General features: G+C 49.2%; 20 protein-coding genes, 1 pseudogene and 1 other annotated feature (1 of these 22 running past the window's edge). Of the genes and pseudogenes, 5 read left to right on the top strand and 16 right to left on the bottom strand.

The annotated features are described in order from the left end of the window. The first annotated feature begins 27 nt into the window (after window positions 1–27). Window positions 28–618, top strand: a complete 591-nt coding sequence (gene ribA / locus ESM_RS0109485) for a GTP cyclohydrolase II (RefSeq protein ID WP_001176295.1) — start codon at window positions 28–30, stop codon at window positions 616–618. A 63-nt stretch (window positions 619–681) separates the two neighbouring features. Here the strand turns inward: ribA and acnA are convergent, their stop codons facing one another. The 9 genes and pseudogenes from acnA to topA form a co-directional block, all read right to left on the bottom strand. Next, window positions 682–3357 carry an aconitate hydratase AcnA gene (gene acnA, locus ESM_RS0109480; protein WP_000099564.1) on the bottom strand — a complete coding sequence of 892 codons (2676 nt, stop codon included), beginning with the start codon at window positions 3355–3357 and terminating at the stop codon, window positions 682–684. A gap of 227 nt (window positions 3358–3584) precedes the next feature. Next, a complete protein-coding gene (locus ESM_RS1000000129075; RefSeq protein ID WP_237708219.1) occupies window positions 3585–3938 on the bottom strand; it encodes a group II intron maturase-specific domain-containing protein in 354 nt (117 codons plus the stop codon). 120 nt (window positions 3939–4058) lie between these two features. Continuing rightward, window positions 4059–4571, bottom strand: a pseudogene (locus ESM_RS1000000129070) (reverse transcriptase domain-containing protein); the annotation flags it as partial. Window positions 4572–4714: 143 nt separating this feature from the next. After that, window positions 4715–4936, bottom strand: coding sequence for a hypothetical protein (locus tag ESM_RS1000000127740; RefSeq protein WP_077627675.1), 222 nt, complete (start codon window positions 4934–4936; stop codon window positions 4715–4717). Window positions 4937–5383: 447 nt separating this feature from the next. Further along, complete coding sequence (gene ymiC, locus ESM_RS1000000128390; RefSeq protein ID WP_122983110.1) at window positions 5384–5479, bottom strand: small membrane protein YmiC; 96 nt, start codon at window positions 5477–5479, stop codon at window positions 5384–5386. A gap of 116 nt (window positions 5480–5595) precedes the next feature. Then, window positions 5596–5766, bottom strand: a complete 171-nt coding sequence (gene yciX, locus ESM_RS01000000124470; protein WP_000261428.1) for a protein YciX — start codon at window positions 5764–5766, stop codon at window positions 5596–5598. 2 nt (window positions 5767–5768) lie between these two features. Then, window positions 5769–5909, bottom strand: a complete 141-nt coding sequence (locus ESM_RS01000000124465; protein ID WP_077627674.1) for a YmiA family putative membrane protein — start codon at window positions 5907–5909, stop codon at window positions 5769–5771. A gap of 316 nt (window positions 5910–6225) precedes the next feature. Further along, the gene (cysB, locus tag ESM_RS0109450) at window positions 6226–7200 is read right to left on the bottom strand and encodes an HTH-type transcriptional regulator CysB (protein ID WP_000776256.1); all 975 of its coding nucleotides are present in this window, start codon (window positions 7198–7200) and stop codon (window positions 6226–6228) included. Window positions 7201–7409: 209 nt separating this feature from the next. Further along, on the bottom strand, window positions 7410–10007 hold the full coding sequence (gene topA, locus ESM_RS0109445) for a type I DNA topoisomerase (RefSeq protein WP_001516492.1): 2598 nt from the start codon (window positions 10005–10007) through the stop codon (window positions 7410–7412). 379 nt (window positions 10008–10386) lie between these two features. Here topA and ESM_RS0109440 point away from each other — a divergent pair, with 379 nt between their 5' ends. Further along, entirely contained in the window at window positions 10387–10638 is a 252-nt protein-coding gene (locus ESM_RS0109440) for a YciN family protein (protein ID WP_001031530.1), read from the top strand. A gap of 35 nt (window positions 10639–10673) precedes the next feature. On the opposite strand, the gene sohB is transcribed toward ESM_RS0109440, so the two are convergent. Then, window positions 10674–11723 carry a protease SohB gene (gene sohB, locus ESM_RS0109435; RefSeq protein ID WP_000422073.1) on the bottom strand — a complete coding sequence of 350 codons (1050 nt, stop codon included), beginning with the start codon at window positions 11721–11723 and terminating at the stop codon, window positions 10674–10676. Window positions 11724–11940: 217 nt separating this feature from the next. Here sohB and ESM_RS0109430 point away from each other — a divergent pair, with 217 nt between their 5' ends. Both ESM_RS0109430 and cobO read left to right on the top strand, forming a co-directional pair. Then, window positions 11941–12699: a YciK family oxidoreductase gene (locus tag ESM_RS0109430; protein ID WP_000559299.1), complete on the top strand. Its 759-nt coding sequence runs from the start codon at window positions 11941–11943 to the stop codon at window positions 12697–12699. Continuing rightward, window positions 12696–13286, top strand: a complete 591-nt coding sequence (cobO, locus tag ESM_RS0109425; protein WP_001278879.1) for a cob(I)yrinic acid a,c-diamide adenosyltransferase — start codon at window positions 12696–12698, stop codon at window positions 13284–13286. The genes ESM_RS0109430 and cobO overlap by 4 nt, the downstream gene beginning before the upstream one ends. Before the next feature lie 52 nt (window positions 13287–13338). Here cobO and ESM_RS0109420 read toward each other — a convergent pair whose 3' ends face one another. From ESM_RS0109420 to rnm, 6 genes are all read right to left on the bottom strand, one after another. Continuing rightward, window positions 13339–13647: a hypothetical protein gene (locus tag ESM_RS0109420; RefSeq protein WP_001516496.1), complete on the bottom strand. Its 309-nt coding sequence runs from the start codon at window positions 13645–13647 to the stop codon at window positions 13339–13341. A 10-nt stretch (window positions 13648–13657) separates the two neighbouring features. Then, the gene (locus ESM_RS0109415) at window positions 13658–14680 is read right to left on the bottom strand and encodes a hypothetical protein (RefSeq protein WP_000622032.1); all 1023 of its coding nucleotides are present in this window, start codon (window positions 14678–14680) and stop codon (window positions 13658–13660) included. Between the two features lie 169 nt (window positions 14681–14849). After that, the gene (gene rluB, locus ESM_RS0109410) at window positions 14850–15725 is read right to left on the bottom strand and encodes a 23S rRNA pseudouridine(2605) synthase RluB (protein WP_001291217.1); all 876 of its coding nucleotides are present in this window, start codon (window positions 15723–15725) and stop codon (window positions 14850–14852) included. Between the two features lie 212 nt (window positions 15726–15937). Then, window positions 15938–17839, bottom strand: coding sequence for a DUF2207 domain-containing protein (locus ESM_RS0109405; protein ID WP_010377673.1), 1902 nt, complete (start codon window positions 17837–17839; stop codon window positions 15938–15940). 27 nt (window positions 17840–17866) lie between these two features. Next, window positions 17867–18487, bottom strand: coding sequence for an L-threonylcarbamoyladenylate synthase (locus ESM_RS0109400; protein ID WP_001516499.1), 621 nt, complete (start codon window positions 18485–18487; stop codon window positions 17867–17869). Then, entirely contained in the window at window positions 18484–19365 is an 882-nt protein-coding gene (rnm, locus tag ESM_RS0109395; protein WP_001285652.1) for an RNase RNM, read from the bottom strand. The genes ESM_RS0109400 and rnm overlap by 4 nt, the downstream gene beginning before the upstream one ends. Window positions 19366–19502: 137 nt before the next feature. Between rnm and trpL the strand changes: the two genes are divergently transcribed. Next, window positions 19503–19547: a trp operon leader peptide gene (trpL, locus tag ESM_RS1000000126515; RefSeq protein WP_001700591.1), complete on the top strand. Its 45-nt coding sequence runs from the start codon at window positions 19503–19505 to the stop codon at window positions 19545–19547. Further along, window positions 19524–19589 (top strand) — a sequence feature (Trp leader region); it runs 28 nt beyond the window's last position. Its footprint overlaps the gene before it by 24 nt.

Here is a 19589-nt window from a genome sequence, read left to right as displayed (position 1 = left end):
CAGAACCAGCATTATCTGGAGAATTTCATGCAGCTTAAACGTGTGGCAGAAGCTAAACTGCCAACCCCCTGGGGCGATTTCCTGATGGTGGGATTTGAAGAACTGGCAACCGGACACGATCATGTCGCGCTAGTCTATGGCGATATTTCCGGGCATACCCCGGTACTTGCGCGCGTCCATTCCGAATGTCTGACCGGTGACGCCCTGTTCAGCTTGCGCTGCGATTGTGGCTTCCAGCTTGAAGCGGCACTGACACAAATAGCCGAAGAAGGCCGTGGTATTTTGCTGTATCACCGTCAGGAAGGACGTAACATTGGTCTGCTGAATAAAATTCGCGCTTACGCGTTGCAGGATCAAGGCTACGATACCGTAGAGGCTAATCACCAGTTAGGCTTCGCCGCTGATGAACGCGATTTCACTCTTTGCGCCGATATGTTCAAGTTACTTGGTGTCAACGAAGTCCGTCTGTTAACCAACAACCCGAAAAAAGTCGAAATTCTGACCGAAGCAGGGATTAACATTGTTGAACGCGTGCCGTTGATTGTCGGTCGTAACCCAAATAACGAGCATTATCTCGATACCAAAGCGGAAAAAATGGGCCATTTGCTGAACAAATAATCCTCGTTTAATGCAAATTCGGCCTGCTTGCCGGATGCCCCTCATCCGGCAAGTAAAGCACAGTTACTTCAACATATTACGAATGACATAATGCAAAATACCGTCGTTCTGGTAATAGGTTAATTCCGTCGCGGTGTCGATACGACAACGGCACGGCACAATTTCCTGACTCCCCTCCGCTCGCGTTAGCGTCACCGGAACCGTCGCGCCCGGTTGTAGACTTTGTAGATCGGTAATATCAATCTTTTCTTCCCCGCTCAGCCCTAACGTTTTACGCGTCACGCCTGGAGGGAACTCCAGCGGCAGTATACCCATACCAATTAGATTCGAACGGTGAATACGTTCAAACGATTCGGCAATAACCACACGAATACCGAGCAGACGCGGACCTTTTGCTGCCCAGTCACGGCTGGAACCAGATCCATACTCTTTCCCGGCAATCACCGCCAGCGGTGTTTTCTCCTGCTTATAGCGCATCGCTGCATCGTAAATAGAGACAACCTCGCTGGCAGGCAAATGGCGCGTCATCCCTCCTTCAACGCCAGGCACCATTTCGTTACGAATGCGAATATTGGCAAACGTGCCGCGCATCATCACTTCATGGTTACCACGCCGCGAACCGTAGGAGTTAAAGTCTTTACGCTCAACGCCACGACCCTGCAAATATCGCCCTGCCGGGCTGTCGGGCTTAATACTGCCTGCCGGAGAAATATGGTCAGTGGTAACCGAATCCCCCAACATTGCCAGGATTCGCGCACCGTGAATGTCTTCCACTGGCGCTGGTGTTACCTGCATCTCATCAAAGAAAGGCGATAACCGAATATAGGTCGAATCATCCTGCCATCCGTAGGTATCTGATCGCGCAACGTTAATCTCTTTCCACTCCGCCGTGCCTTCAAAAACTTCCGCATATTCTTTACGGAACATTTCTGTTGAGACTTGCTCAACCGCGCGAGCAATTTCTTGTGCTGATGGCCAGAGATCTTTCAGATATACCGGATCGCCTTTGCGATCATGTCCAAGTGGATCGGAAGCGAGGTTGATGTTCATATTGCCCGCCAGCGCATAAGCAACAACCAGCGGCGGCGAGGCCAGCCAGTTGGTTTTAACCAGTGGATGAATACGCCCTTCAAAGTTACGGTTACCAGACAGCACCGCTCCAACGGTTAAATCACCTTTTTTGATCGCCGTTTCGATAGGATCGGGTAATGGGCCAGAGTTACCGATACAGGTTGTACAGCCATAGCCTACAAGATTAAAGCCAAGTTCATCGAGATACGGTGTCAGTTTGGCTTTTGCCAGATAGTCAGAAACCACTTTCGAGCCGGGAGCCAGCGACGCTTTAACCCACGGTTGTCGTTTCAGCCCCAGAGTTACGGCTTTTTTCGCCAGCAACCCGGCAGCCATCAACACGCTGGGGTTAGACGTGTTGGTACACGATGTTATTGCGGCAATAACCACTGCGCCATCAGGCAACTGATACTGATGCCCGTTCATAACATAATCGACGGGCTGGCGATCTTTATGCGTGGCATTCACTTCCAGTTCGTTACTGGCGGCAAAAGCTTTTGGTACATCTGCCAGCGCAACGCGATCCTGCGGCCGTTTTGGTCCGGCAAGACTGGCTTCAACGTCATTCATATCCAGTTCTAATGTACTGGTAAAAATCGGTTCATCGCCCGGGTTACGCCACATTCCTTGCGCTTTGGCGTATTTTTCGACCAGTTCGACCTGATCTTCACTGCGTCCACTTAAACGCATGTAATCGAGGGTAACCGAATCTATTGGGAAGAAGCCGCAGGTCGCGCCGTACTCCGGTGACATGTTGGCAATTGTCGCGCGATCTGCCAGCGGCAGCGAATCCAGTCCATCGCCGTAAAATTCGACGAATTTACCCACTACGCCATGTTTACGCAGCATCTGAGTGACGGTAAGAACCAGGTCTGTGGCGGTGATACCTTCACGTAATTTTCCGCTGAGTTTAAAGCCCACAACATCCGGGATAAGCATGGAAACCGGCTGACCTAACATTGCTGCTTCCGCTTCGATCCCACCAACACCCCACCCCAACACGCCAAGACCGTTGATCATCGTGGTGTGCGAGTCGGTGCCGACAAGCGTATCCGGGTAAGCAATCCACTCACCGCCCTGCAATTCGCTCCACACCGCTTTACCGAGATACTCGAGGTTAACCTGATGGCAAATCCCAGTGCCTGGCGGCACCACCCTAAAACGACTGAACGCCTGCTGTCCCCATTTCAGGAATACATAACGTTCGTGATTGCGCTCCATTTCCAGGCGCACGTTTTCCTCGAAGGCCTCATCATCACCAAACCGATCGACGGTCACCGAGTGGTCAATCACCAGATCGACGGGTGAGAGCGGGTTCACCTTCGCGGTATCGCCGCCGAGACGTTTTACCGCTTCACGCATCGCCGCAAGGTCAACGACAGCAGGCACGCCGGTAAAGTCTTGCATCAGCACTCTTGCCGGACGGTAAGCGATTTCACGGTCAGCATGGGCATTTTTCAGCCATCCTGCCAGCGCATGTATATCTTCTTCGGTAACAGAGTTGCCATCCTGCCAGCGCAGCAGGTTTTCGAGCAAAACTTTGAGTGACTTAGGCAGACGGGTAATATCGCCCAGTGATTTGGCAGCAAGCGGCAGACTGTAGTAATGGTAGGTTTTATCTTTAGCCTGCAACGTGTCCTTAGTGGCTTCTCGTAGGGTTGACGACATAGCTCCTCCTTAATGACAGGGTTGCGATACCCTGATTCTCCTCAGGGTGAATATTAAAGATAACACAAACACTGCGTAACGATTTGATAACAACCCAAATTGATAAAAGAGGAGAGGCCTTACAGGGATAAATCGGGATAGGAGCTGATCTCACGATCAGCTTCCTCCCACACCACCGTACGTACGGGGCCGTATACGGCGGTTCGGTTATGTTGATCGTCGCCTGCCTATACTTCTGGCAGGCCCAGTCTGGAGAACAGCTTATTGGGGAGTGCTACATTCAGTGCCGGACTACAGCTTATCCGCCACTCTTTATGGCAGCTTCCTGCTGTTTGCGCCGCAAGGTCCTTGCTTACGCCTCGACTGCGCAACTCCCTGAAGCGGTTGCGGCCCGTTTTCCACTGTTTCCAGAGTATGCTTCGCAGCCTGCGCCTTATCCATCCGTTCAGCTCTCGCATCAGCGATGGCCTCTGGTTCAGCCCGTAGTAACTTTTCCAGCCCGTCAGATATCGTCTTAGCGGCTGGGTTAGCTGTTCAAGGCTTCTCCCTGTGTTGCGTCCGGTCAGTGCTCTTATCCGCATTTTGAACCGTTTTATCGACTTCGGCGATACCACGCACCATACCTTCCACCCCCTTATGAAGCTGTATCCAAGGAACTTGCGCGTTTCAGGGCGTGCTACAGCACTCTTCTTCGCGTTGACCTTCAGCTTCAGTTTATGGCTCAGCCAGTGCGTCAACCCCGCCATGATCCGGTTGCCTGTCCGTTCGCTTTTCACGTAGACATTACAGTCGTCTGCGTACCGCACGAACTTCAGACCACGTTTCTCCAGTTCCTTGTCGAGGTCGTCAAGCAGCAGGTTCGATAGCAGCGGCGACAGTGGGCCGCCCTGCGGCGTTCCTTCTGTCACCGGCCTTACCAGACCTGCGTCCATCACCCCTACATTCAGGAACCTGCGGATAAGTGACAACACCCGTTTATCCGATACTCGTTTCTCTATCCGGCTCATCAGCACATCGTGATTTACCCGGTCGAAGAACTTCTCCAGATCGAGGTCGACCACTCAGTGATACCCGGCCCCGATATGTTCCCGGGCTTGTATCACTGCCTGATGGGCCGAACGACCGGGACGGAACCCGTAGCTGTTGTCGCTGAACGAGCTATCCCACTGTGCCTGCAATACCTGCATCATCGCCTGCTGGATGAAGCGATCCACCACCGTCGGGATGCCCAGCAGACGTTCGCCGCCGCCGGGCTTCGGTATGGACACTCTTCTCACAGGAGATGGGCGGTATCTGCCGGACAGCAGTTGCGCTTTCAGCTCTGGCCAGTGGTGCCTCAGGTAGTCCGGCAGTTCGCTTACGCCATACCATCGACTCCCGCTGCACCTTTGTTGGCTTTAACTCTTTTCAGGGCTTGCCTGAGATTGACTGGTTCACAAATGGCTTCCATCAGCCACACTGTTGACGACGGACTTTCTCTGTTCGTCGGTGCCTGCACGGTTTCAGCCCCCGGAAGGGCGGCGTTCGGGGCTTCACCCCGTTCCCCGGCCTCAGGGTCGCGATGCGTTTTCTGCTGCATGACCGTTCAGAACCTCCGTTGATACTCGTCACTCATTACCGTTCGGGCCTTCGGGTGTCATGCCCTACTATGCCCTCTGCTGACTCCTGTCCGCCGGTCAGCGCCCCTTATGGTACGCTCAGTTCTGGATACAGAACGACGGACAGGCCTCCCGGGGTAAGTTCAGCCGCCTTCACCACACACCTGTCCGATTTACCGCCCCGGTTCTTGATGGTTATGGCCTTCGCAATTCTTTGCTTGCTCCGCCAACCGGGTAGGCCTCGTATCGGATTTCTGTTCGTCAGGTCATGGATTTGCTTCACGCTTCCTTCAGACCCCGCCTCACGACGACGCCCTTGCGCTTCGCTAGTCCTTCGCCACCATCAGGCTGGACAGGGGACTTTCACCCCCGAGCTGCTGAACATGCCCGGCACACAAAGAAAAACCTCGCCGCAGCGAGGTCAGAGATTAGTGAGCAACTATCCAGATGAGTTCGGACCAGAAGAGTATCGACAGAGAAAATGCGCCCATCCAGGACCAGTATTTCGTATTTGTGATGATCATAGGCTACACCCTTTATTTGTTATTACTTTATGTTGAAATTACTCAACCTTTTATTGCAGTGGTGTATTAAAAAGCGTTTAATTCACGAATATATCGGATAATAAGAATGATGATAATTATTGTTTCTGCTGATCATCTTCAGCAAACATCTCTATAAAGGCTTGCTGCTGCGACGTTAGTTTCCAGTCATCTGGAATAACGACGGAACATTCTCGTTTCGTTTCCATTTCGTTGTCACTATGCTGACATAATGGTGACGATTCCTGATGCTGCTCCTGAACAACCATCGTTATCCCCACACTTTCCATATCAGTAGTGCGACAACCACCCAGAAGAGTGCAGAACCAAGAAATACTGCACGCCAGGCTTTGCGTTTTAATTCAGGGTCCCGGCGGGGTTCCTGATTTCCAGAAGGCATTGCTAACCTCATATGATCGCCATCACTTATCAGTAAGACGTTAACCAATTGGTAAAATTAATCAAACGATGAGACAAATCCTAATGAAACTTTAGCCAAAAATCCAGCTAATTTACGAATCGTATCCAGTGAATAATTCAATCTTTTGACCTGATATAGATATTTGAAGATTGAAGTTTGCGAGGCGGGTAATTAGGCACTACTTTATGATCGATTTACCATAAAGATTTCAGGGGTAATTATATTGTGGGTGCGTACGAATAAGAAGGAGCAGAGAATATATTCCGGCCCCCTGGTAACATAAAGGTGCCGGAAATAACGCAGGTAATTATTTTTCAGGCAACTTGATATCTTTAAACATGACCTCAATTTCTTCATTAGAACGCAGTGCCACAGCGGCATCAACGACGTCTCGCGTTAAATGCGGGGCAAAACGCTGAATGAAATCATACATATAACTGCGTAAAAACGTACTGCGACGAAAACCAATTTTGGTTGTGCTATGGCTGAAAATGTCGTGTGCATCGACACGAACCAGGTCAGGGTCAGCAACCGGGTCGACCGCCATGCTGGCAATCACCCCTACCCCCAGTCCCAACCGGACGTAGGTTTTAATGACATCAGCATCCGTTGCCGTGAAGACGATACGCGGCGTCAACCCTGCACGGTTAAAAGCGGTATCCAGTTCAGAGCGTCCGGTAAAACCGAAGGTATACGTCACCAACGGATACTGCGCCAGTTCTTCAATGGTGATTGCATTTTTGCCTGCCAGTGGGTGGTCCGGGGTCACCACAATAGCCCGGTTCCAGTGATAGCATGGCAGCATCACCAAATCTTCATACAAATGAAGTGCTTCCGTGGCAATAGCGAAATCGGCATTACCTTTAGAGACTGCATCGGCAATTTGTGTCGGTGATCCCTGGTGCATATGCAAAGAAACGCGAGGATAACGCTCAATAAAACCTTTGATAACGTTTGGTAACGCATAGCGTGCCTGAGTGTGAGTAGTAGCAATATATAATGAGCCTTTATCTGGCCAGGTGTGCTCTCCGGCAACCGATTTAATGGCATCTACTTTCGACAGGACTTCACGAGCAATACGAATTATTTCCTGCCCGGCTGGAGTAACCTGCGTCAAATGCTTGCCGCTGCGGGAAAAAATTTGAATGCCCAACTCATCTTCCAGCATTCTGACTTGCTTACTGATCCCAGGTTGTGATGTGTAAAGTCCTTCAGCCGTTGATGAGACATTCAGGTTATGATTGACCACCTCAACAATATAGCGAAGTTGTTGTAATTTCATGTTAAACCATCCACTTAGACGCCATCTGAACATCGTTTTTTCGTCACACCTGGCGGGTGACTAATACGATTTAATAATAAAAAAAGCGATAACTATAACCACTATATCATTTATAGCTTTAGTGTATAGGTGTGCAGAAAAAATAATATGTAATAAAAAAGGGCCGTTTTCGCGACCCTTTGTTTATAAAAACCGGAAAAAGTTAAAGGTTATTTTTTCCCTTCAACCCATTTGCCATCTACATAAAATGCTGACCAGCCAGTTGCCTTTCCATCTTTTTCCGAAGAGACATATTGCTGTTTGGTTTTACGGCTAAAGCGAACCATTGTCTTATTACCTTCCGGATCCTGCTGCGGCGCATCGGCCAGATAACGCAATTTTTCCGGTAAACGGTCGCGGAAGCGATAAAGCTCTTCCACCAGCGGTGCACGCGTTTCACGTGATTTAGGGAAGGTATTGGCAGCCAGGAACACACCGGCAGCACCATCACGCAGCACGAAATAAGCATCCGATTTTTCGCACGGTAATTCTGGCAGCGGAACCGGATCTTCTTTCGGCGGCGCGACTTCACCGTTACGTAAAATCTTACGCGTGTTTTTACACTCTTCGTTAGTGCAGGCCATGTATTTACCGAAACGCCCCATTTTCAGATGCATTTCAGAACCACATTTTTCACACTCAACGATCGGGCCGTCATAACCTTTAATGCGGAATTCGCCCTCTTCGATCTCGTAACCGTCGCAGGTTGGGTTATTACCACAGACATGCAATTTACGTTTCGGATCGATGAGATAGCTATCCATCGCCGTGCCACACTTCTGGCAACGACGTTTGGCGCGCAGCGCGTTGGTTTCAGCATCTTCGCCTTCCAGCACGTTAAGCACTTCGTTTTCCGGCACCAGGTTGATGGTGGTTTTGCAACGCTCTTTCGGCGGTAGCGCATAGCCGGAACAGCCGAGGAATACCCCGGTACTGGCAGTACGAATACCCATTTTGCGGCCACAGGTCGGGCAATCGATACTGGTCAGAACCATCTGGTTCGGCCGCATACCGCCCTCTTCCGGATCTTTTTCCGCTTTATCGAGCTGCTGGGTGAAATCCGAGAAGAAGTGATCCAGTACGGCTTTCCACTCTGCTTCGTGATTCGCCACCTGGTCGAGGCTGTTTTCCATCTGCGCGGTAAAGTCGTAGTTCATTAACTCACGGAAATTTTCTTCCAGGCGATCAGTTACGATCTCACCCATTTTTTCCGCATAGAAACGACGGTTTTCTACGCGCACATAACCACGATCCTGAATGGTCGAAATGATCGACGCATAGGTGGAAGGACGACCAATACCGCGTTTTTCCAGTTCTTTAACCAGCGAAGCTTCACTGAAACGGGCTGGCGGTTTGGTAAAGTGCTGAGCAGGTGTCAGCTCAACAAGCGACAGTGAGTCACCTTTATCGACAGCCGGTAAAATACGATCTTCATCGCCTTTACGCAGCGCGGGCATCACTTTCGTCCAGCCGTCGAAACGCAAAATACGTCCGCGCGCTTTCAGGCGGAAATCACCTGCGCCAACGGTCAGCGTGGTGGAGTCATATTTCGCCGGGGTCATCTGACATGCAACGAACTGACGCCAGATTAACTGGTACAGTTTCTGCGCATCCGCTTCCATATCTTTCAGCGATTCTGCCATTACATTGACGTCAGAAGGACGAATCGCTTCGTGCGCTTCTTGAGAGTTTTCTTTACTGGCGTATTGGTTCGGGCTTTCCGGCAGATATTTCTTACCGAAATTATCGCTGATATATCCACGAACCATATTTACCGCGTCCTGACTCAGGTTAGTGGAGTCGGTACGCATGTAAGTGATATAGCCAGCTTCATACAGACGCTGCGCCATCATCATGGTTTTTTTCACGCCAAAACCAAGACGGGTACTGGCAGCCTGTTGCAATGTGGAAGTAATAAAAGGCGCGCCAGGTTTACTGGTTGTCGGTTTGTCTTCACGTTCCAGCACGCTATAGCGCGCTTTTTCCAGCAGACTTACCGCTGCCTGAGTTTGTTCTTTAGTCGCCGGGCGGAACGGTTTGTCGTTCTGATGGGTCACCTGCAAGGCCAACGCTTCGCCTGATGGTGTGGTCGTGCTGGCATCCACCTCCCAGAACTCTTCCGGTACGAACGCTTTAATTTCTCGTTCACGCTCGACCACTAGGCGAACCGCCACTGATTGCACACGCCCGGCAGAAAGACCGCGAGCAATCTTTTTCCACAGCAGCGGAGAAACCATATAACCCACCACACGATCCATAAAGCGACGCGCCTGCTGGGCATTAACACGATCAATATTCAGCTCACCAGGTTTGTTGAAAGCCTGGCGGATCGCGTTTTTAGTAATTTCGTTAAACACCACCCGGCTATAGCGCGCATCATCACCACCAATCACTTCCCGCAGGTGCCATGCAATGGCTTCCCCTTCGCGGTCAAGGTCGGTTGCGAGATAGATGTGGTCGGCTTTTTCAGCCAGTTGTTTCAGTTCAGAGACGACCTTCTCTTTACCAGGCAACACTTCATAGTGCGCCTCCCAATTGTGCCACGGGTCAACCCCCATACGGTTGACGAGAGCGCCACGTTCATCCTTTTTAGGCTTTTTAGCCGTCTTGGTGGAGGTAGAGTCGGCACTCTTTTTAGTAGTTGAGCCACTGGTCGGCAAATCGCGGATGTGACCGACGCTGGATTTCACCACGTAGTCACTACCCAGATACTTGTTGATCGTTTTGGCTTTTGCCGGGGACTCAACGATGACAAGAGCTTTACCCATATTCACCTTACCTAATTTGATTCTTCCAGGAATGCGTCGCACATTGATAAACCTTCCACTGGCAACGAGTTACCGATATGGACTCGCTCTCTGCGGATATCAACCCCTTGTCGTGACTCTGTTCACGAAAATTCAGGTGACTGAGTTAGCAGGTCTTTGCCTACAGGCGCTATAGCACGACGGAATTTTGGTCGAATGTCAAGCAAATCTATTGCCAGATTGACGAAAGCGTCACACTGTACCTGATAAAATCCGTTACGCAACTTTATTAGCATGCAAAATCCAAAGTTGCCAGTAAGGCGCACCTGACGCCAGCGTGGTATATTTGTCTGCAAGCCATGCCTGGCGTAGACTAATGTCCTTGTTTAAGGAGTAAATAATGAACAAAGAGACACAACCCATCGACCGCGAAACGCTGTTGAAAGAGGCCAACAAAATCATTCGTGAGCATGAGGATACGCTCGCAGGAATTGAAGCCACCGGCGTTACGCAGCGTAATGGCGTACTGGTGTTTACCGGCGATTACTTTTTAGATGAACAAGGATTGCCGACTGCGAAAAGCACCGCGGTGTTTAATATGTTTAAACACCTGGCTCACGTGCTCTCGGAAAAATATCATCTGGTAGATTAAAGCAAAACGCGAGGCCTGAACCTCGCGTTTGTCTTTTACATCAAAGGCTTTTGCCCGCGCTGCCACCAGCGTAACAACAATCGGTCGACGCTCTCTGCCGCACTGCCGGTAAATCGGTCTATTAACCGTTTACGCTGCATATAACGCACGTTAACCACTTCACGGCCTTCCATCAGACTCAGAATCACTTCATCACTGGTGTTTATTTCGTCAACCAGACCTTTCTCTACCGCCTGTTGCCCGTACCAGTGTTCGCCAGTAGCCACCTCTTCAATATCCAGAGACGGACGCATACGTTTTACAAAAGCTTTAAATAGCTGATGTGTTTCGTTCAGTTCTTCACGGAATTTCTCACGCCCTTCTTCGGTGTTTTCACCCAGCAATGTCAACGTCCGCTTATATTGCCCGGCAGTATGCAGTTCGATATCAATATCTTTACTTTTCAGGAAGCGGTTAAAGTTGGGCATTTGCGCCACCACACCGATGGAGCCAACAATGGCAAACGGTGCGGAAACAATTTTATCCGCAACACAGGCCATCATGTAGCCGCCGCTGGCAGCCACTTTGTCTACCGTAACGGTTAAAGGAATGTTTTTATCGCGCAGACGCTGCAACTGCGAAGCTGCCAGACCGTAACCATGAACCATACCGCCGGGGCTTTCCAGACGCAAAACCACCTGGTCACGCGGCTTAAATGCCGCGAGTACCGCAGTGACCTCTTCACGCAGCGAGTTCACTTCATGCGCGTCCATGCTGCCTTTGAAATCCAGCACCCAGACACGGGGCTTACTGTCAGTCACCACCTCGCCCAGTTTGGCTCTCGCTTTCGCTGCTTTCGCTTCTTGCTTGTGCTTTTTCTTCTGCGCTTTATGCCACTGTTTTTGCTGATGTGTATCCATCAGCGCTGCGGCCAGTTCTTCTTTCATCTCCTTATATTGTTCGCTGAGATTATTAACCCGTAACTCGCCACGCTGGCGCTTATTACGTTGGGCAACATTGACAATAATGGCGGCAATAGCCGCAATCGCCACCACAACAGTGACAATTTTCGCCAAAAACAAACCATATTCAGACAACAATTCCACGAGTCCCACCTTGGTTAAACAACGCTTTGCTTCACAGTTTACAACAGGCATGTTAAGCCGTCTCGCAGAGATATTCTTGACGAGAAAGTATGACAAAGTATTCATTTTACGGCGTTATCGCTCCTGGCTGATTGAAATGCGCCTCTGTTTAAGGCATAACCCCTCAAAGTCATAAGTACACTGGCAACGCGACGGATAATGTCGTTGAGGAGTAGCCATGCATTACCAACCAAAACAAGATTTACTCAATGATCGTATTATCCTGGTGACCGGTGCCAGCGACGGAATTGGTCGTGAAGCCGCTCAGACTTATGCGCGTTATGGCGCGACGGTGATTTTACTGGGTCGTAACGAAGAAAAATTACGTCAGGTCGCCCGGCGTATGTTCGAAGAGACCGGACACCAGCCACAGTGGTTTATTCTCGATTTGCTGACCTGCACATCCGAAGATTGTCATCAACTGGCACAGCGCATTGCCGTTAATTATCCGCGTCTGGACGGCGTTCTGCATAATGCCGGATTGCTTGGCGAAGTTTGCCCGATGAGCGAGCAAAATCCGCAGGTCTGGCAGGATGTCATGCAGGTCAACGTAAATGCTACCTTTATGCTGACCCAGGCACTTCTTCCTTTATTACTCAAATCGGACGCCGGTTCGCTGGTCTTTACCTCATCAAGCGTTGGACGTCAGGGGCGTGCCAACTGGGGCGCATATGCTGCCTCTAAATTTGCCACCGAAGGGATGATGCAAGTACTGGCCGATGAATATCAGCAGCGTCTGCGTGTGAACTGCATTAACCCGGGCGGTACGCGCACTGCCATGCGTGCCAGTGCCTTCCCTACGGAAGATCCGCTGAAGCTCAAAACACCCGCCGATATCATGCCGCTATACCTCTGGCTGATGGGCGATGACAGCCGCCGTAAAACCGGTATGACCTTTGACGCCCAACCGGGCCGTAAACCAGGAATTTCCCAATGAGTGACGAACGCTACCAACAGCGTCAGCAACGTGTTAAAGAAAAAGTGGATGCCCGCGTGGCGCAGGCCCAGGATGAGCGCGGCATTATTATTGTTTTTACTGGCAATGGAAAAGGCAAAACCACTGCGGCATTTGGTTCGGCAACACGCGCGGTAGGTCACGGAAAAAAAGTGGGCGTCGTGCAGTTTATTAAAGGCACCTGGCCTAACGGCGAGCGCAATCTACTGGAACCACACGGCGTCGAGTTTCAGGTGATGGCAACAGGTTTTACCTGGGATACGCAAAACCGCGAAGCTGATACCGCTGCCTGCCGTGAAGTCTGGCAACATGCAAAGCGAATGCTGGCTGATTCCTCGCTGGATATGGTTTTGCTCGATGAGCTGACGTATATGGTGGCGTATGACTATTTGCCACTGGAAGAAGTGGTGCAAGCCTTAAATGAGCGTCCACATCAGCAAACGGTGATTATCACGGGTCGTGGCTGTCATCGGGATATACTTGAACTGGCAGATACCGTCAGTGAATTACGCCCCGTCAAACATGCGTTTGATGCAGGAGTTAAAGCACAAATCGGGATTGATTATTAAGTGAAAGCACCTCAAAAGATTGCCTCTTGAGGTGCTTTAATCATAATTATATTCAAGCGGCAATAGCGAAATTCAGAATGCGTTTAATCTCATTCAAATGTCCCGGATATGCTTCATGATTCTCAGCGTCAACATCTTCAATAAATAATATCAGTTCAGTAATTAACGCATTCGCATCTTCATAACTAATTCCGCTTAACTCTGGTGAGGTTTCAGAACCATAGTTAATCGTCAGGTTGTTCATAATCGAGAGGATAAGGATAAAATATTTATGACAAACCTTACATGTGGTTTTATTGCCCAGTGTATTATACAGCATGTCGAGTAATGCCAGTATTCTACGATTTTGTACATCGTTCATAAAAAGCCTCCTATAACATTATTCCGCTAGCAATAAGTAGTTTTGCCAGCCCCTCAGACGCCTTTAACCCACTAATTACTTGTGCACGTAATATTTCATTTAGCCTTTTTTGTTCAGCCGCTGTGCGTGTTTTATTAGTGTATAAATCCTTAAGGTGATTCCCCTCGTCAAGAAATGAGTTCAGTGCTTGTATTGCTGGAATTGCTGGATCTGCTGCACGAAGACGTGTTTCATTAATGCTGATAATCGCAGCCAGGAATTCTTGTCTGCTCTTCAATGTCTTAAATTCATTACCTCCTCCTTTTTTTAAGGAGGCATTGTAATAAACGAGATTATTATGTACCGTCGCAAAGGTATTTCTTCCGGTTTGTTTACCTTTTGTCGCGATATCGTTTCGTATATCAGTTAGATCATTTTTTATTCTTTGCCAATGATTATTTACCGTACTACCTATATTCCCTGCGCTTACCCTTGTATTATACAACCCATTGAAATAAACCACTAAATCTTTAACCGCTGCTGCAGATTTTGTTAATGTTCCACCATCATTGATACCCAGAAGTGCCCCCGCATTATTCGCGTGATCCAGAGCTTGTTTAAGCAATATGAACTGTTTGCTGTCTTTAACATCTAAATCCTCATTCAAAAGTTCGACATAAGAACTCATACTGCTAATGATTTCCATAGAAGCCAGCAATCTTTCTTTTTCAGTAGCGACTATCTTTGTAGTAAAAAGATCTTCTTGAGATTTTTTGTGCTTATCTCCAGGTTGCTGACACAATGACTCATTACTGGTACTGTTTTCAATAACTACCTCATAATCTGGTCGGGGTGCACACTCCGGATTAGTCGCATAAAAATTAACAAGAAAGTTTTCACGAGAAGCATAGTATTGTTTAAAGAAACTTGCATTCGCCGCCACCGCCTTGTTACCCGCAGTAATAACAGTTTCAGCTTGTTCATTTTTCAAAGCATCGGTTGCACAACCTGAAATCATTAACAGCGATAGAAATACTCCACTATATCTAATCATAACCCACCTCTTGACGTTGAGTTTATCTCAGATAATTAAATAGTAATGTGGCTATTTCCGGGCATTATTCATAAGCAAGTATGAAATTAAATTAAAATGCTGCGACTATTTATCATGCTTCAAATGAAGAAAAGGCCCCGCAGGGCCTTTATTTTATACTTAACTTAAATTAACCGTTATTATTACGTCCGCCAGAACGACGACCGCCGCTCACCTGACTGTGACGTTTCACCGCACGTCGAATTTGATTCGCCTTCATACGACGACGATCTTTTTCTACGGCAACTTTAGAACTGGTTTCTGGCGGCAGTTCCACTAGCTCACGCAGATAGTTAGTCTGGGCGAGATCCAGCTCCGTCCAGCCACCGCGTGGCAGGCCTTTCGGCAGTGGAATATCACCGTAGCGCACACGAATCAGGCGGCTAACCTGCACGCCAACCGCTTCCCAAAGACGACGAACCTCACGGTTACGGCCCTCGGTAAGAGTGACGTTATACCACTGGTTGATCCCTTCACCGCCACTGAACTTGATGGTTTTAAAGGCTGCCGGACCATCTTCCAGTTGCACGCCGCGACTCAAATCACGCAGTTTTGCATCGTCAACCTGACCAAATACACGCACGGCATATTCACGTTCAACTTCACGGCTTGGGTGCATTAAGCGGTTTGCCAGTTCACCATCGGTGGTGAACAGCAACAGACCACAGGTGTTAACGTCGAGACGGCCAACGGCAATCCAGCGCGCCCCACGCAGCTTCGGCAGACGATCAAACACGGTCGGACGCCCTTCCGGGTCATTACGAGTACACAACTCGCCTTCTGGCTTGTAATAGGCCAGAACGCGACAAATTTGTTCAGCGGACTCGCGTACCGAAATCAGGTGACCATCGATACGGATTTTCAGCCCAGGGGTAACTTCAACGCGATCGCCGAGTTTAGCAATTTTGCCATCAACACTCACACGACCGGCTTCAATAATAGATTCAATTTCACGGCGAGAACCGTGGCCGGCACGCGCCAGCACTTTCTGTAGCTTTTCGCTCATAGAGCTTCCTTTTGGTGTCGCCTTCCCAGGCGTCTGATATGCTTTTGTGCAACAATGAGTCAGAACTTACATCTGACTCACTGATAGTAAAGTCTGTTTGAACTCTTCAGGCCTTAAGTAAACGACTCGACGTTTTAACTGGCCTGGCTTTGAGGCGCAACATACTACACTATCTTTATGGTTAAAGCTTGTTTCGATTAACATCGGTTTGGTTACCAACCACCACCGCCTCCACCTCCCGCACCGCCACCAGCGCCAGAACCACCACCGGAATAGCTCCGCCCCAACAAACTGGTATAGGCCCCGCAACTCAGGTGCGTCTGTAATGAGAATAAAACGCCGTTACGGGCAATCTCTGGAGCGCGAATAGCCGAAGAGAGCGAAGGGGCGATGCGTAACGCCCATTCCCTCCCCAAATTTGCTGATATAGCCCAACCTAACAAAGCGTAATCCAGTTTCCGTGTTTCCCCTTTCCGCCGCCGCCCACTGTGCGTTGCCGCCTCTTTACGCGCAAGATAGTTAACGATAGCTTCACCGTGGGCATAACGTTGCTGCCCAGTTTGGGTAAACTTTGGCAGAAAAATATACCCCATGCCAGTGAGATAACCGGTCAGGAAAACAGCGCTAAAATAACCCGCTGGCATATACCAGTAAAAGAATACATCTCCGACATTGATGTAGAGAGAATAGAAGGCCACGCCTGAACAAATCAGTGGTAAAAACAAAGTGATTATTACACGATTAACGCAAGGCTTGTCATCATCGCGGGCCAACAAAAGCTCAAGGGAACAAAATAAAAAAGGAAGAAGCCAGCAGATCATAATAAACATATCGCCCACCAGACTCATTCCTGCCCAACCTATGGGACTCAGATTACCGTAGAGAATGACCGCCAATATCGCCATTCCCCCCCATTGCAAAAACGCATCAGGTCGGTAAAAGGAAGACTTTTTACGCGGCAGATAAAATTTCTGCATCCGTAAAAATGCTCTGCGTAAGACGCTGTTGCGCCTCCCCGTGAGAACGACCTTATCGCCTTTACGAAATAACGCTTCCAGTAATAACTGCTCTGCGGGCAGTAATACCGCATTATTTCTGGTGGCGCCTTCATTAACATGGATCAGGGTTTGCTGATTTTTGTCATACTGATCTTCCAGATGAATTTTTCCTTTCACAATCAGATTTACGATATCGGCACAAAAACCTTTATCGTCGTAAACCAGCTTCGCATCGAGACGTAACATTCCGGGCGTGTAATCTGGCGGAATGACATCGGTTTCAATCACATCTACCGGCGTAAATTGCGGCCTGCGCTTCCAGAGATATAACCATCCACACGCCAAGAGCAAACACGGTAACCAAATGATAAGAGACGATGTTGAGGGTCCAAAAAGATGGCTAAAAATATTCGTCGTGTGTTGTGCTGGGGCATTATCCAGCAAGGCATGAGGCCAACGGTAGAGAACCGTGAAGTCTTCTCGATAAAACGGATCGCGAGATTCAATTCTTCCGTCCTCAAGGATGCGGCCATTTCGATATGTGTCGCCCTCATCTCCGGTAAAGATATCGATTTCACTAAATGGATTACCCGCAATATTAGAGAACTTGAGTGAAAATCGGGTCTTATAGATTTCAAACGGCCAGTTGCTACCGGTCACGTTCCAGATTAGCAGGTCAGAATCTCCCTCACGCAGGAAAGCATTTTTAACCTGATAATGAATTTGATAATGATAGTCGCCTTGAGGCAAGAAACGTTGTTTATCGCCCACGACAATACTCATTAACCCAATATGCCAGTCAAGATGCCAGGGTTCAGGAACGCCGTCACGGGTAACGCCAACAATACGATAGTTCAGCAGTGCAGCGTCCCCATTAGACTGCATCCATAGTCGTGGTAAATCACGAGAAAATCCGTGCTTAATCTGCTGATTTCGCGCCTGAAAATAAATATTCTCTTTGATGTCGAGCACCCCATCCGGTTGCAGAGTGGCTTCAACATCAAAGAGCGAGATCCCTTCTTCATATGAAGGGATCTCCGTGTTTTTCGCATAACTCAACGAAGAGAAAAAAAGCCCAACTATCAACAGCAAAATGCAGCGATATATCCCTGCCATAATCTTCCATCCGTGGAACGCAATTTCTTATAAGAAAGGTTTCACATCACCTACGCCTTCACGCACCACGACTGGTGTGTCATCAGTGAGATCGATAACCGTTGTCGGTTTCTGTCCGAGATAGCCGCCGTGAATAATCAAATCCACCTGTTTTTCCAGACGATCTTTAATTTCTTCCGGATCGGATTCGGTAAATTCACTGCCAGGTAGCATCAGCGAGGTAGAAAGCATCGGTTCACCCAGCACCTCAAGTAATGCCTGGGCGATGGGGTTAGATGGCACGCGCATACCAATGGTTTTACGTTTTTCCTGCAACAGTCGGCGCGGCACCTCTTTCGTTCCCTTCAGGATAAAGGTGTAGTTACCTGGCGTGTTGTTTTTCATCAGGCGAAACGCGACGTTATCAACAAAGGAATAGGTCGAGAGTTCGGAAAGATCACGACACATCAGGGTAAAGTTGTGACCGTCCGGCAACTGGCGAATGCGACAAATACGCTCCATCGCGTTTTTATCTTCAATTTTACAGCCCAGTGCGTAGCCTGAATCGGTAGGATAAACAATCACCCCACCTTTACGCACAATCTCCACCGCCTGGTTGATCAGACGCTGTTGCGGATTATCTGGATGGATATAAAAAAACTGACTCATACTTCCCTCTCTGTCTTGTTCTGTGGCTGTTCCCAAAGCTGCCAGACGCCTTCAACGCCTGCGGGCAGCCAGAGTTTACGCCCCAGTTCAATCCACGGGCACGGCTGATGAAAATCAGAGCCTTGTGATGCCCATAAATGGTGCTGGCGTACAAGTGTCGCCAGTTGGGTGCGTTCATTGGGCGATTGCTGGCATTGCGCGACTTCCATCGCGTCGCCGTGATGTTCGGCAAAATGCGCAACCAATCTTTTCAGCCATTTAGCACTAAGATTGTACCGCCCTGGATGAGCCAGCACCGCCTTACCGCCAGAATGATGAATGACATCAATAGCTTGTTCTATTGTACACCACTGTGGCGGAACGTATCCGGTTTTCCCGCGCGCCAGATATTTTTTAAAGACGTCCGCCATTGAACTGGCTTTGCCACACTCGACCAGAAAACGAGCAAAATGTCCGCGAGTTACCGCGCCGCCCTGCGCTAGTCTTCGCGCCCCTTCCAGCGCGCCCGGTATTTGCGCTTTTTCCAGCCTTTCTGCGATTAACTGCGCCCGCTGATTACGCCGTTCAGTTTGCTGTGCCAGGAATTCACACATTGCCGGATGAGAAATATCAATATTCAACCCGACAATATGAATTTCATGATTTTCCCATACGGTGGAAATTTCCACGCCAGGAATAAGATTCAGTGCCAGTCCCGAACGTGAAATTTCTTCTCTTGCTGGCGAGATCCCTGCCGTGGTGTCATGGTCGGTGATCGCCAGGGTGCCGACGCGCATTTCTGCGGCACGGTGTACCAGCGCTTCCGGTGTCAGGCAGCCATCGGAAGCCGTAGTATGGCTGTGCAGGTCATAAATGACTGCGTAATTCGTGTCGCTCAAGGCGCACTCCCATTTTGGATAATGTTTTTTGCGTCGTCATCATAACGGTTCTGGCAAATATTCTGAAATGAGCTGTTGACAATTAACTATCGAACTAGTTAACTAGTACGCAAGTTCACGTAAAAAGGGTATCGACAATGAAAGCGATTTTCGTACTGAAAGGTTGGTGGCGCACTTCCTGAAACGGGCAGTGTATTCACCATGCGTAAAGCAACCAGATACCC

The organism is Escherichia sp. TW09308 (assembly GCF_000208565.1).
GTDB classification, from domain to species: domain Bacteria; phylum Pseudomonadota; class Gammaproteobacteria; order Enterobacterales; family Enterobacteriaceae; genus Escherichia; species Escherichia marmotae.
This window is presented reverse-complemented; position numbering and strand designations above follow the sequence as displayed.

Bases quoted from the DNA above. Each gene is read 5' to 3' on its own strand.
- ribA (WP_001176295.1), top strand. From the start codon at position 28: ATGCAGCTTAAACGTGTGGCAGAAGCTAAACTGCCAACCCCCTGGGGC.
- acnA (WP_000099564.1), bottom strand. From the start codon at position 3,357: ATGTCGTCAACCCTACGAGAAGCCACTAAGGACACGTTGCAGGCTAAA.
- ESM_RS1000000129075 (WP_237708219.1), bottom strand. From the start codon at position 3,938: ATGCGGATAAGAGCACTGACCGGACGCAACACAGGGAGAAGCCTTGAA.
- ESM_RS1000000127740 (WP_077627675.1), bottom strand. From the start codon at position 4,936: ATGCAGCAGAAAACGCATCGCGACCCTGAGGCCGGGGAACGGGGTGAA.
- ymiC (WP_122983110.1), bottom strand. From the start codon at position 5,479: ATGATCATCACAAATACGAAATACTGGTCCTGGATGGGCGCATTTTCT.
- yciX (WP_000261428.1), bottom strand. From the start codon at position 5,766: ATGGTTGTTCAGGAGCAGCATCAGGAATCGTCACCATTATGTCAGCAT.
- ESM_RS01000000124465 (WP_077627674.1), bottom strand. From the start codon at position 5,909: ATGAGGTTAGCAATGCCTTCTGGAAATCAGGAACCCCGCCGGGACCCT.
- cysB (WP_000776256.1), bottom strand. From the start codon at position 7,200: ATGAAATTACAACAACTTCGCTATATTGTTGAGGTGGTCAATCATAAC.
- topA (WP_001516492.1), bottom strand. From the start codon at position 10,007: ATGGGTAAAGCTCTTGTCATCGTTGAGTCCCCGGCAAAAGCCAAAACG.
- ESM_RS0109440 (WP_001031530.1), top strand. From the start codon at position 10,387: ATGAACAAAGAGACACAACCCATCGACCGCGAAACGCTGTTGAAAGAG.
- ESM_RS0109430 (WP_000559299.1), top strand. From the start codon at position 11,941: ATGCATTACCAACCAAAACAAGATTTACTCAATGATCGTATTATCCTG.
- cobO (WP_001278879.1), top strand. From the start codon at position 12,696: ATGAGTGACGAACGCTACCAACAGCGTCAGCAACGTGTTAAAGAAAAA.
- ESM_RS0109420 (WP_001516496.1), bottom strand. From the start codon at position 13,647: ATGAACGATGTACAAAATCGTAGAATACTGGCATTACTCGACATGCTG.
- ESM_RS0109415 (WP_000622032.1), bottom strand. From the start codon at position 14,680: ATGATTAGATATAGTGGAGTATTTCTATCGCTGTTAATGATTTCAGGT.
- rluB (WP_001291217.1), bottom strand. From the start codon at position 15,725: ATGAGCGAAAAGCTACAGAAAGTGCTGGCGCGTGCCGGCCACGGTTCT.
- ESM_RS0109405 (WP_010377673.1), bottom strand. From the start codon at position 17,839: ATGGCAGGGATATATCGCTGCATTTTGCTGTTGATAGTTGGGCTTTTT.
- ESM_RS0109400 (WP_001516499.1), bottom strand. From the start codon at position 18,487: ATGAGTCAGTTTTTTTATATCCATCCAGATAATCCGCAACAGCGTCTG.